Origin of the sequence: Clostridium swellfunianum (genome assembly GCF_023656515.1) — a bacterium.
Lineage (GTDB): Bacteria > Bacillota > Clostridia > Clostridiales > Clostridiaceae > Clostridium_AT > Clostridium_AT swellfunianum.
The window spans coordinates 3,769,754-3,782,755 of record NZ_JAMOFV010000006.1; the positions used below are offsets into that span (position 1 = coordinate 3,769,754).

The window sequence follows — 13,002 nt, forward strand, 5'->3', positions numbered from 1 at the left end:
TACTCATAAAGTTAATATTTGCAGCTAGTGGAAACATTTTCGCTAGCTTGTGGAAATGTTTCCACTGCACTAATGCAGTAATGAAAACATTTCCTTAAAAAGCATGATGCGAAAATTACAACAGATGTAAAGATGAATATTTAGAAGGGTGGGTTTAGCATATGGCAAAAACTGATGGGCATATAAAAAGTTTTATGCATGAATTAAAGCGAAAGAAAATTTTGTTTCTTATGATATCTCCGGTAATTATTTATTTCATTATTTTTTCTTACATACCAATGCCGGGAGCTTACATCGCTTTTGTTGACTACAACATTGGAAAGGGTATTTTTGGAAGCAGGTTTGTGGGGCTTAAAAATTTTGAGTTTTTGATTAAGACAGGTGATCTATGGAGGATTACCAAAAACACTTTGCTTTATAACTTTGCGTTTTTAGCGCTGACGAATATATCTCAAGTAGCTTTTGCAATTATGATTTCAGAAATTAGCAGTAGATGGTTTAAAAAGTTATCTCAGTCAATCATCTTATTGCCTCATTTTATTTCAATGGTCATTGTAGGTTTTTTTGCATATAACCTTTTTAATTTTAATCATGGTTTTATTAATACAATACTAACGAGTTTTGGACTAGCAAAACATGATTTTTATTCAGACCAGGGAATATGGAAATATATAATTGTTTTTTTCAAAATTTGGGCAAGCACAGGTTATGGCATGATTATTTATCTAGCTGCTATAACAGGTATTAGCAGTGAAATTTATGAAGCAGCAGAACTTGATGGGGCTACAGCTTGGCAAAAAATTCGTTGCATTATAATACCTTTATTAAAACCAACCTTTATTTTATTATTTTTATTTGGTCTTGGAGGCATATTAAAGGGTTCATTTGACCTTTTCTATAATCTGATTGGCAACAATTCTGTGCTATATAGGCAGACAGATATTATAGATACTTTTGTATTCAGAAGCTTAGTTGGTCAGTTTAATTTTTCACAGGGTGCAGCTGTTGGTTTCTATCAATCTGTTTTCGGTCTCATTCTTGTGTTAACTGTTAATGCTATTGTTAAAAGGATTGAGCCTGATAGTGCATTATTCTAAATAGAAAGGAAATATGAGTATGCAAAAAATAATGAATATGAAAAAGCCTATAGGAAAAGATGAGCTAATAATGAAAATTATCTTCTATATTGTTGTAACTATTTTTACTTTAATATGCTTAGTTCCTTTTGTGCTTATGATCTCCTCTTCATTTATGAATGAGAAGGAAATCTTAACAGAGGGTTATAAGTTGATTCCTAAAAAAATCAGTTTCAATGCATATGAATTCTTATTTCATAATTCAGCTAATTTAATTTCAGCTTACCGTGTAACAATAACAATTGCGGTACTAGGAACTGTTCTTGGACTATTTTTTATGTCAATGGCTGGTTACGTACTATGTAGAAATGATTTTAAATATAGAAACCATATTTCTTTCTTTATATATTTCACAACTTTATTTAGTGGAGGATTAATTCCATCCTATATTCTTATGGTAAATGGACTTGGCCTTAAAGATAACATTTGGGCTATGATTTTACCAGGAATAATGAGCCCGTGGTCCATATTCTTGATGAGAAATTTTATGAAAGCAATTCCAGATTCCCTATATGAATCTGCAGCAATTGATGGAGCAGGAGACTTTTATATCTATTGGAAGATATTTTTACCGCTTGCAAAACCTTCGCTTGCGACCATTGGATTGTTTTTAACTCTCGGATATTGGAATGAATGGTATAATGCCATGCTTTATATCCAATCAGCCTATAAATATCCATTACAATATTTCTTGCAAAGGATAGTTAGCCAAGCCAATGTACAATTGTTAGTGCAGCAGGGGCTTTCCATTAACACGGCAGAGTTGCCCTCTGAATCTATTAAGATGGCAACGGCAGTAGTAGCAATAGGGCCAATTATTCTTGTTTATCCCTTTGTGCAGAAATATTTTGTAAGTGGATTGACTATTGGTGCAGTTAAAGGTTAATAATTTGCTGTTAATACAGCTGATTATAAATAAATGTGAATTGCAGTATGAAAATCAAATAAAAAAGTTAATTTGCAATCACAAAAAAATATAAATTCAAGGGAGGATATCATGAAAACTAAAAAAATAATTGCGGCGTTATTGGGAGTGATGATGTGTGGAAGCCTTTTATCTGGTTGTGGCAGCAAACAGACAGGCTCTGACACCAAAATAGTGGATGGCAAAGTTGATACTTCAAAAGAAGTGAACCTTGTTATGTATTTGTATGGAGGTGAGGGTGTAGCAAATAAAGATATTTTAGCTGAATTAAACAAAAAGCTAAAAGCAAGCATTAATGCAACACTTTCAGTAAAATATATTGATTGGGGAGATGTAAATACCAAATATCCATTATTATGGACCTCAGGAGAACAATTTGATATGGCATATGTAGCTTCAGGAGCTGCTGTTCCATATTCTACTTTAGCAAAACAAGATGCACTTGTTGACATTACTAATATGATAGATACATATGCTCCAAAACTTAAAACAGAATTAAGCAGCAAATGGAACAATGTAAAAGTAAATGGCAAAGTATATGCAGTTCCAAATAATTATAGTGAATACACAGCATATGGTTTTGTAACAAGAAAAGATATTATGGATAAAAACAATATTAAAAAGATTTCCTCAGTTTCTGATATGGAAACATATATGGACGCTGCATTAAAGAATGGAATGGTTCCTTTAAACGGAAGTTCCAACTTAGCAATGGACCTTTATAGAATGCTTATTGGAACAACAGGTGATTGGATTGATGCTCCTGGTATTCCATCTTCAGAAATGTATTTAGCAGCAAGCAAGAAAGATCCGGGGAATGTATTCCATCCAGCATTTACAGATGAATTTGAAAACTTTGCAGTAAAAATGAATGACTGGGCAAAAAAAGGTTACTGGTCAAAAGATATTTTATCTTCTTCACAAGATGATAAAGACAACTTCTATAACGGCTTGTCAGCTTCTTATATTAGTCACCAGCCAGACTGGACTGGTAACTATGGTAATCAGTTAAAGAAGCTACCAGGAATTGATACTGAATTCTACGCTTTCCCAGAAGCTAATAGCAAATTCATTAAATCAACTGGAGTTGGAGCAGCAACAGGTATCAGCAAAAATTCAAAGAATCCTGAAAGAGCTTTAATGTTAATTGAGAAGTTAATGACAGATAAAGAATGCTATGATTTATTCCAATATGGTATCCAAGGCAAGCAATATGAGCTTAAAGATGGAAAAATTGCGCAGCCTGCAAACTTTGATGCTAAAAAAGATGGTGGTGGATTTGCTGGATGGGCATTCCGTATGGACAACCTTAACATTCCACAAAGCACTGAAGACCCTCGCAGATATACTTTAAATGATGCTTGGTCTAAAATAGCAATAGAAAGTCCATATATTGGATTTAGCTTTGATAGCACAAGTGTTTCTTCTCAATTATCAGCTATTGCAAATGTTGATTCACAGCTTGGTATTCAAATTCTTTTAGGTAAAACATCACAAGATCCTAAAAAAGCAGTTGCTGAATATAGAAAGCAATTAAAGGCTGCTGGTGTTGATGAAGTTATTAATGCTGTTAAATCACAATATAGTAAATTATCTGCAAAATAATTATTGTATGGTTAGTTGAATAAAAAGGTAGTTATAATAGAGAGTATCTAACATTCTTATATGATTAGGGCTCTCTCTGCCTGTTTAATAATAAATTAATGTAATATTCTATAGTTTTGAATTTGAAGAAATGGTAGAATGTGTTCAAGATGTAGATTTTTGTGTCATATGGAGGTACAAATTAGTTATGGGTGTAACGATTAAAGATGTAGCTAGATTATCAGGAGTTGGGATTGCTACAGTTTCTAGAGTATTAAATAATAGTGGTATTTCGAGTAATGAAACTAAGGAAAAGGTGATGGCTGCTGTACGAGAACTTAATTATGTACCGAACAATAATGCAAGAAGTCTGAGAATGGTACAGTCTAAAACAATCGCTCTATTAGTTAAAGGTATTACAAATCCATTTTTTCAAAAAATGATTCACACCATCGAACAAAAGGTATTCCTAAGAGGATATCATTTGGAAATTCGTAATGTAAATTATTCAGATCATGAGATGTCTATGGCTATTAAGGAAGTACAGGATAGAAACCTGAACGGCATAATTCTTATGGGTGGTAATTTTGAGTATACAAACGAAGATTTTAATAGGCTTGGCGTTCCATGTGTATTACTAACTGTTGCTGCAGGAAAAGATGTTGATGAAAGTCTGTATTCAAGTGTAATTGTTGATGATGAAGCCGAAAGCTATAAAGCAACTGAATATCTTATTAATTTAGGACACCGAAGAATTGGATGTATCTATAGTACAGTTGGTAATATTGTAACACCTAATCGCTTGCGTTTTGGAGGGTACAAAAAAGCTCTAGAAGCGAATGGAATCGCATTTGATCCTGTATTGATATCTTCCATCAATGTATCAGAATCTGGCTATGAATTTGGCTTTAATATGATGAAAAACCTGATAAGCCGTAATAAAGATATGACTGCAGTTGTAACAATGGCTGATACAATGGCAATTGGTGCGGCAAAAGCTGCTATATCTGCAGGACTTCGTGTTCCTGAAGATATGTCAATTATAGGATTTGATGGTATAGAGGTAGCAGAATACTACAACCCATCATTAGATACTATATGTCAGCCGGCAGAACAAATGTCGGTAGGTGCTATAGATGCATTGTTTGAAATGCTGCAAGGTGGTAAGACAAGTCATTTGGTATACGAGGCGTCATTGCTAAAAAGAGGTTCCTGTGCTAGTAGAAATAGAAGTTCTATAATATAACAACCTTATCAATGGAATAAGAAAGCAGATTAGAGGCGAGTTGTATGAAATATATAGATGATAGGGTAAAAGAGTATGAGTCTTATATGCCTGAGCTTACCAAAAAGAAAGATTTTGATGAGTTCTGGGATAGTACAATTTCATTGTCAAAGTCAGTTAAGTTAAATGCAAAACTGGAGGAACAGAAATATCCTTCTCCTTATATGAAGGTATATGATTTGACCTATGACGGTTATGATGGTACCAAGATAAAAGGATGGTTTTTGATTCCTACATTTACTAAAAGAGAAAAATTTCCTTGTTTAATACACTATCATGGTTTTACCGGTGGAAGAGGCGTTCCTCACGAGTATATGACCTGGCTAATGATGGGGATGGCAGTGATTGCAATAGATTGCAGACTACAAGGCGGGGATACTGGTAGCAATGCAGATTATGAAGGCGGGCTTTTTCAAAATGTAAATTCCCTTGGAATATTGGATAAAGAGAATTATTATTATAGAGCTGTTTATATGGATTGTATGCGGGCAATCGATTTTGCGGAATCCAACGAAAGAGTTGATTCTTCTAAGATTGTTTTGCATGGCGTAAGTCAAGGCGGAGCGCTTGTTATGGCAATGGCGGCGCTTGATAGAAGGCCTAAGCTTGCAATGGCGGATGTTCCAAGCAACAGCAATATTGAAGCAAGAATAGAAGGAGAGCATGGTTCTTTTGCTTGTCTTACAGATTATATTCGAAGATATCCAGAGCGCGCTGAGAAGGTGTATGATACCATAAGTTATTTTGACACCATGAATATGGCAGATAAAATACAATGTCCGGTGTTAGCATCGGTAGGTTTAAAAGATAACATTTGTCCTGCAAAACATTATTATGCAACCTATAATAGGATAACTGCATTAAAAGAAATTGCAGTATATCCATTTAACGGCCATGATGGTTGTGGTAATGTTCATATGCAGAAAAAACTTGAGTTTTTAAAGAGATATAAGATGATTGGTTAGATTCTAAAGGAGAAAATTAATGAATAGAGAAAAGCTTATAGAATTACTAGAAGACATGTCGCTGGAAGAAAAAATTGATCAACTCTTGCAAGTATGCAGCTATTATTATGAGAAAGAAGGAGTTCTAACTGGGCCTGATAATACAGCTGGTTTTTCTGAAGAAGAAATTCAAAATGCTGGATCAGTACTTGGTGGAGGTGGAGCAAAGCTTTTACGAAGAATTCAAGAAAATTATATGAAGAAGCAGCCTCATCACATTCCACTTCTTTTTATGGCAGATGTGATTAATGGTTATCGTACTATTTTCCCAATTCCTCTTGCTCAAGGTGCTACCTTTAACCCAGAAATAGTTGAGAAAGCAGCAGCCATTTCCGCAAAGGAATCAGCAGCCTCAGGACTTCACCTAACATTTTCGCCTATGGTGGATTTGGTTAGAGATGCGAGATGGGGAAGGGTTATGGAATCAACTGGAGAAGATACTTTTTTAAATAGCTGTCTTTCAAGAGCGATGGTAGAAGGCTATCAAGGAAAAGGTGAGCTTAAAGAAAAAGGCAGGATTGCCGCCTGCGTAAAACATTTTGCAGGTTATGGTGCTCCAATGGCAGGTAGAGATTACAATACTGTCGAGTTATCAGAAAGAACTTTAAGAGAAGATTATTTGCCAGCTTATAAGGCGGGTGTAGATGCTGGCTGTGCTACAGTCATGACTTCCTTCAATACTTTAGACCGTGTACCATCTACAGGCAATAAAAAGCTTATGCGAGATATTTTAAGAGGTGAGATGGGATTTGATGGTGTACTTATTTCAGATTGGGCAGCAATCGAAGAATTAATTCACCATGGAATGGCGGCAGACAAAAAGGAAGCTGCAGCACTTGCAATGGAAGCAGGCGTTGATATAGATATGATGACAACATGCTACTGCGGAAACTTGAAAAAATTAGTTGAAGAAAGAAAGATAGATGAAGCACTTATTAATGAAGCAGTTATGAGAATTCTCGAATTGAAAAATAAGTTAGGTCTATTTGAAAATCCATACAAAGATGCAAGTGAAGCAGATGAGGCAGAGATTATATTATGTAAGGAACATCGAGAGACGGCAAAAAATGCTGCTATCGAGTCAATGGTTTTATTGAAAAATGATAATATACTTCCGCTGCAAAAGGAAGGTCAAAGTATTGCAGTAATAGGACCTCATGCCCATAATAAATGGATATCCGGCGTATGGTCCATATTCGCCAAGATAGATGAAAATGTGACGGTTCAAGAGGGAATAAAGAACCTTGGAATAGATAATGTAACCTTTGCAAAAGGGTGTGGCTTTATTGATCCTGATAGTGGAATAGACACTTATCATAAGAATCAAAATATATTAGAGGATAATAAAGCTGCTGAGAAGCTGCTAGAGGAAGCGATAGAAAATGCAAAAAAAGCTGAAGTAGTAGTAATGCCTTTAGGTGAAATTGCCATTCAATCCGGAGAGGCTTCCAGTAGGGCAAGTATTGATATTCCTAAAGTTCAGATGGATTTGTTTGAAAAAATATACGAAGTAAACAAAAATATCGTTGTAGTACTATTTAACGGAAGACCGCTTACAATTAAGTCTATCAGCGAGAAAGCAAAAGCTGTTTTGGAAGTTTGGCTTCCGGGAACAGAAGGGGGAAATGCAATTGCGGAGGTTTTATTTGGTGATGCAAACCCTTCAGGCAAGCTTTCTATGAGTTTTCCTTATAGCGTTGGACAAGTTCCTGTGTATTATAGTGAATTTCATACAGGAAGACCCTATTCCGATGAGCAAAAAAATGTGAAATATCTTTCTAAGTATCTTGATATCCCTAATGCACCTTTATATCCTTTTGGTTATGGGCTTTCCTATACTAATTTCAATATATCAGAAGTTATATTGAATAAAAGGGAATTTAGTAAAGGAGAAAGTATTGAGGCTTCAATCCTTATTAAGAATACGGGCAAGGTTACTGGTAAAGAAGTAGTTCAAATGTATATTCAAGATAAAAAAGCAAGTGTAGCAAGACCGGTACGACAACTAAAAGGCTTCCAGAAAGTAGAGCTACAGCCTGGAGAAGAAAGAAAAGTGACATTTACAATAACTGAAGAAATGCTAAGATTCTATGATATTAATATGAACTTTACCAGTGAAAAGGGTGAGTTTGTTGTTTACGTTGGAAATGACAGCCGTACACAAAATAAACGGGAGTTTGTTTTAGTGTAAGACTCTTTTTATGATTTTGTTTTTATAATATATTTTGGCAAAAAAATAAAGGGGCTATGACCTAAAAGATTAGGTAAAATCTTTTAGGTCATAGCCCTCTATTTGTACTACCTTATTTTTATATTCTTATTTCTTTACAACTACCTTCATGTTATCCTTTAAATCAGTTTTGTCAATTTCTATAAACATAACCCATTTCCATGAACCATTAAATCCACTTTTCCCATCTACTTGTGCGGCTGCTGACTTTTTTAGATTTACAGTTATAGTGCTACTGCTTATATTTATGTTTTTAACACTATATACATTTACTGATGAAGAAGGGGAGGGAATTTGCAAATATAAAACAGCTTTTTCTTTATCTGGTGACTCCATTGGAATTTTTCTTGGTGTAAAGTATATGTCCTTAAATTTTTGGAAATCCTCATTAGTCATCATAAGAATAGTATCTTGCGGCACAGGTTTTGATATCTCATCGCCTTCACTAAAGCCAATTACTTGAGAATAAAATTCTTTGAACTGCACACTGTTATTTGCTGAACAGCCAATAACAGCTTGAGACATAATAATAACAAGACAGAGCAAGGCTATCAATTTTTTCATTTCAGTACCCCCATTTATTTTTCCTTCATATTAAATACGAGGATTGAATGTGAAGGATATCCTAGTATAAATAATATTATACAATATTTTGAAGCGCTTATAAATTATAATTGCTGGTGTTGATTTAATAATCTACATCTGTTATGGATAATAAGCTTTTTTTCTGCGAGTACTTTAGGTCTGCTTGAAATATTACAAGGCATATAGCCTATAGGGATGCATTTAGCAAAAATAATTACAAGTAAGCTGAAGCAAGCATATGGAAAAATATACTATTGATGTATAATGTAATTAGTGAGAACTTGGTAAATTGAGAGGAGAATTAAGCGTTGAAAAAATCAAGCAAGGTATCTAGAATAATGGACTCTGCTAAAGATTTAGACAGTGACTTTGAAGATATACTTGAATTATCAAAAGCGTGCAAGTTTACTAATTGCAGTCATACAACTGAATCAGAATGTGCGGTTAAGAAAGCCATTGCTGAAGGTATTCTTTCAATAGAACGCTTTAATGATTATTACGCCACAAAAAAAGAAGCAGAATATGTTTCTGTTAAAAAGAATAAAACTAAAGCTATTGATTACATGAAAAAGCTAAAGCTGTTTCGGTAGTTGTTAGGAACTTTCTTACTAATCAATTTACAATATATACAATGCCAAAAATCTAATACATTAATGATATACTAAAAATCCTTGAAGATTGGATGTTTTATGACATCATTAATGTAAGAACTTTATTGCGTTGTATAAAGATAAGTTTCAATATTTTTAAAAGTAGAAATATGAATTGATATATAGTAGTAATTTATGTGTAAGCGAGGTATGCAAATTGGATAAAAATTTTGAGATACATCTAAAAGAAAGATCGCTGGAAAGATTAAGCTCTATTTCTAAAAGCGATATTCATAGCCATGCTGGTCGAGGTGGAAAGGTGGATTATATTTCTTCCTGGGCAAAGGCAGAAATAACTCAGCCGCCAAGGAAATTTGAGTCTTTAAATCATATGCAGAGTTGGTACTCTGATAATATCAAGATTTATTGCCCTGGCTTACAAGGACATTTAAAGCGTTGGGAGGCAGCTTTTGCACAAGCCTCAAAGGATAATATCACTGTTTTGGCTTTAAGCTTTGCTGCTTCTGAAATAGACTTTGTTGGAGGGATGGAGTCTTTTATTAAGATACTGAAAGAGTATAACCAGCAATTTGCACCTAACACAACATTTTTGCCTGAGCTTACATTTGACAGAGCATGCGATACAGAAGATGAGTTTTCAAAGCTTGATGAAATACTTTCATACGATTTTTTTAAATCAGTAGATATTTGTTGTGATGAATTTGCTCAACCTATAAGAAACTTTAAAAAAATTTTTAGGAAGGCTAAAGAATATTCTCTTAGGTTAAAAGCTCATGTGGGAGAGTTCGGAAGTGCTGACGATGTAATGGAAGCTGTCGAAGAACTGGAACTTAATGAGGTTCATCATGGAATTGCTGCAGCAGAATCAAACTATATAATGAAATGGCTAGCTGACCATAAGATTCAATTAAACATTTGTCCAAGCAGTAACGTAATGCTTGGCATTGTAGAAAGCTATGCAGTTCATCCTATTCGAAAAATATACCATGCAGGAATCCCTGTTACTATAAACACGGATGACTTGTTGATTTTTAATCAAACTATATCGCAAGAATATCTTAATCTTTATACTGCTAATTTAATGACCGCTGAAGAGCTAAACAAAGTTAGAGAAATAGGATTAAAAGAGGCAAGCTACTATGTCGAATAGAAATAATATACAATAAACAAATAAAACATCCAGGAAATCCTTTGGAATTGGTCTTATAATTTTACCAAAGATGGATAGATGGAAAGGGAGTTAACTTATGGAAGTAAATAAAAAATCCAATCTTTATATGGAAGTGGATGAAGATATCTTGAGGTTAATGGTTAAAAAGCATTTTCCAACTCAAAGTTTTGAAAAATATGAGCTTTTAGCAGGTGGGCTTTTTAATACAACCTACAAGGTGACAATCGCAGGGAAGATTTATGTTTTTAGAATTGGTCCTGTTAATACTCACCTTCTTATGGACTTTGAGCATGGTATGATGCAGGCGGAAACCTACTTGTACGAATTACTTAAAGAAAAGGGGATTCCCTGCCAAGAGGTTATAGTATGTGATACATCGCGGAATGTTATTGATAGAGATTATATGATAACCCGTTTTATTGACGCGTTGCCACTTCACAACGAAAAAATACCGCAGGAAGATCGTCCAACTATTAGAATAAGGGTTGGGCATTATATGAGAATGATGCATGAAATAACGGGTAAGTATTTTGGGAGAGTATCACTGATTTTAGCGGGTAAGGGCCACGATACCTGGAAAGATTATATTTTTAACGAACTAAACAGGATTGAAAAGAGTTGTAAGCCATTTGGATTCTTATGTGAAAGTGAATGGGAAGATGTTTATGATTTATTCAATAAGTACAGTTATCTTTTTAATGAGATAACAACTCCATATCTTAACCATGGTGATTTGTGGGCAGGGAATCTCTTATGTGCAAAAGTTGACGGGAGTTATAAGCTAGTATCAATTATAGATGTTGATAGGGCAGTTTTCGGTGACATCGACTATGACTTTGCCAGCGGTTATATGATGAGTGAATGGTTTGTGCAGGGATATGGTCGTGAGTTAGACATGGGTGAGAATGCCCAATTAAGGCGAAAGCTATATACTGTTATATTTAACTTGATTGAAGTTTATGTTAGAGGTGCGCAATACAACGAACCAAAGTGTTGTGAGGAGAATAAATTAGCAGCAATAAAGACTGTAAAAGAGCTGATGGGATAAGAAGCGATTTCTTGTTGTTTTGTTAGTCTATAAGGTTGCATTTAAAATACTGCTCACTAAGCAAAAGCCACATTGGAGGTATTATATTAATGAAGAAAAAAGAAATATCCATAGCTTCAGCGATACTAATAATAGGTATATTATTTTTAATATTTGGTACGCCAAGCTACCAGTCTATAAGAATAAAAAGTGCGGACTTTATTGGTTTTAAAGATAAATTAAAAGAAATGGTAAGTAGAAATAATGAGGTAAATATAAAGGAACTGACAGATTTTGATTGGGATGAGGGTTATGTGTTTACTCCCTACTATCCTCCACAAGAAATTTATAACAGAGTAGGAACAGAGTGGACAACTACTAAAACCTATATAGGATATATTCTTTTTCATAATACGGAGAATCAAACTGTAAATGATGATGAGTATGTAATAGTCTTTAAAAAAGATAGCAAGGTTGTTTTAGCAGCAAACTATAGCCTAAATGAACTTCCTGTTATATTTAAACTTGATGATTATAAGTTTTTAAGAAATAATTCAAAGTTTACGGTAACAGCTGCAAAACAGTATGAGGAAGGTAAGATAAAAGAGTTGACTGTTAAATAAAAGGAGAAAGATAAAAAATGATTAAGGAGAGAATTAGCACAGCTTGTTTGAATGGTTTTCAAAGATATATTATTCTTGTTTCTGTTGATAAGTCTGATTTAACAAAATAGTAAGAAGTGATACTAAATATTCTTGGGGGGGTATTTTGAGTAACAAAAAATCCAAAGCAACATTGTCTAGTATTATAATAGTAACTATAAATATTTTATAATTTTCTTTTGCAACATTGTACGCGCTTTATTTAGAAAGATACTTGTTCTGTGTTTTGAGTTTTGGTATGAGCTTATCTTTTATAATTGGTTTTATACGTCTTTGTAAGAGGTTTAATACTAATAAACATAAAGCTTCTGGCAAATAACTGATTCACAATTCATATTTACAAGCGAGATTAATTTTGAAAGGATAATTAAAATGACATTTGATGAATTATATGAAATTGCTAAAAATACATTAAATCCAAGAAAAATTTCAGCAAAGTCCTATGCCGGTTCTGTTGCAGCAGCAATTTTGACTGAAAGTGGGAAAGTTTATACTGGTGTATGTATAGACACACCTTCCTCTATGGGATTTTGCGCAGAGCATGCTGCAATTGCGTCAATGATTACTGCTGGAGAAAACAGAATAGTTAAACTGGTTTCGGTTTATAAAGACGAAACAATAATACCACCTTGTGGAAGATGCAGAGAATTTATTTGTCAAATTCACGATGAAAATAATAATTGTGCTGTAATGATAGATAAAGACACAGTAGTTACTATTGGTAATTTATTGCCCTATCATAGGTAAAAACTAATAAAAAATATTCAATAAGAACGGAGCAA

General features: G+C 33.9%; 12 protein-coding genes. 11 read left to right on the top strand and 1 reads right to left on the bottom strand.

Features of this window, described 5'->3' with window-relative positions:
- Positions 1–161: 161 nt before the first annotated feature.
- The 6 genes from NBE98_RS17790 (at position 162) to bglX (ending at position 8,125) form a co-directional block, all read left to right on the top strand.
- Entirely contained in the window at positions 162–1,097 is a 936-nt protein-coding gene (locus NBE98_RS17790; protein WP_250816355.1) for an ABC transporter permease, read from the top strand.
- Between the two features lie 19 nt (positions 1,098–1,116).
- The gene (locus NBE98_RS17795) at positions 1,117–2,022 is read left to right on the top strand and encodes a carbohydrate ABC transporter permease (RefSeq protein WP_250816356.1); all 906 of its coding nucleotides are present in this window, start codon (positions 1,117–1,119) and stop codon (positions 2,020–2,022) included.
- A gap of 111 nt (positions 2,023–2,133) precedes the next feature.
- The gene (locus NBE98_RS17800; RefSeq protein WP_250816357.1) at positions 2,134–3,666 is read left to right on the top strand and encodes an ABC transporter substrate-binding protein; all 1,533 of its coding nucleotides are present in this window, start codon (positions 2,134–2,136) and stop codon (positions 3,664–3,666) included.
- 187 nt (positions 3,667–3,853) lie between these two features.
- Positions 3,854–4,891 carry a LacI family DNA-binding transcriptional regulator gene (locus NBE98_RS17805; protein ID WP_250816358.1) on the top strand — a complete coding sequence of 346 codons (1,038 nt, stop codon included), beginning with the start codon at positions 3,854–3,856 and terminating at the stop codon, positions 4,889–4,891.
- A gap of 44 nt (positions 4,892–4,935) precedes the next feature.
- Complete coding sequence (locus tag NBE98_RS17810) at positions 4,936–5,895, top strand: acetylxylan esterase (protein ID WP_250816359.1); 960 nt, start codon at positions 4,936–4,938, stop codon at positions 5,893–5,895.
- A gap of 19 nt (positions 5,896–5,914) precedes the next feature.
- The gene (gene bglX, locus NBE98_RS17815; protein WP_250816360.1) at positions 5,915–8,125 is read left to right on the top strand and encodes a beta-glucosidase BglX; all 2,211 of its coding nucleotides are present in this window, start codon (positions 5,915–5,917) and stop codon (positions 8,123–8,125) included.
- Between the two features lie 126 nt (positions 8,126–8,251).
- Here bglX and NBE98_RS17820 read toward each other — a convergent pair whose 3' ends face one another.
- A complete protein-coding gene (locus NBE98_RS17820; RefSeq protein WP_250816361.1) occupies positions 8,252–8,728 on the bottom strand; it encodes a hypothetical protein in 477 nt (158 codons plus the stop codon).
- Between the two features lie 329 nt (positions 8,729–9,057).
- Between NBE98_RS17820 and NBE98_RS17825 the strand changes: the two genes are divergently transcribed.
- The 5 genes from NBE98_RS17825 to NBE98_RS17845 all read left to right on the top strand — a co-directional run bounded on the left by NBE98_RS17825 (position 9,058) and on the right by NBE98_RS17845 (position 12,967).
- Positions 9,058–9,339 (top strand): P-loop NTPase family protein, encoded by a 282-nt coding sequence (locus NBE98_RS17825; RefSeq protein ID WP_250816362.1) that lies wholly within the window; start codon positions 9,058–9,060, stop codon positions 9,337–9,339.
- 217 nt (positions 9,340–9,556) lie between these two features.
- The gene (locus tag NBE98_RS17830; protein WP_250816363.1) at positions 9,557–10,510 is read left to right on the top strand and encodes an amidohydrolase family protein; all 954 of its coding nucleotides are present in this window, start codon (positions 9,557–9,559) and stop codon (positions 10,508–10,510) included.
- 97 nt (positions 10,511–10,607) lie between these two features.
- The gene (locus NBE98_RS17835; protein ID WP_250816364.1) at positions 10,608–11,579 is read left to right on the top strand and encodes a phosphotransferase family protein; all 972 of its coding nucleotides are present in this window, start codon (positions 10,608–10,610) and stop codon (positions 11,577–11,579) included.
- An 89-nt stretch (positions 11,580–11,668) separates the two neighbouring features.
- The gene (locus NBE98_RS17840; protein WP_250816365.1) at positions 11,669–12,181 is read left to right on the top strand and encodes a hypothetical protein; all 513 of its coding nucleotides are present in this window, start codon (positions 11,669–11,671) and stop codon (positions 12,179–12,181) included.
- Positions 12,182–12,592: 411 nt separating this feature from the next.
- A complete protein-coding gene (locus NBE98_RS17845) occupies positions 12,593–12,967 on the top strand; it encodes a cytidine deaminase family protein (RefSeq protein WP_250816366.1) in 375 nt (124 codons plus the stop codon).
- The last annotated feature ends 35 nt before the right edge of the window (positions 12,968–13,002 follow it).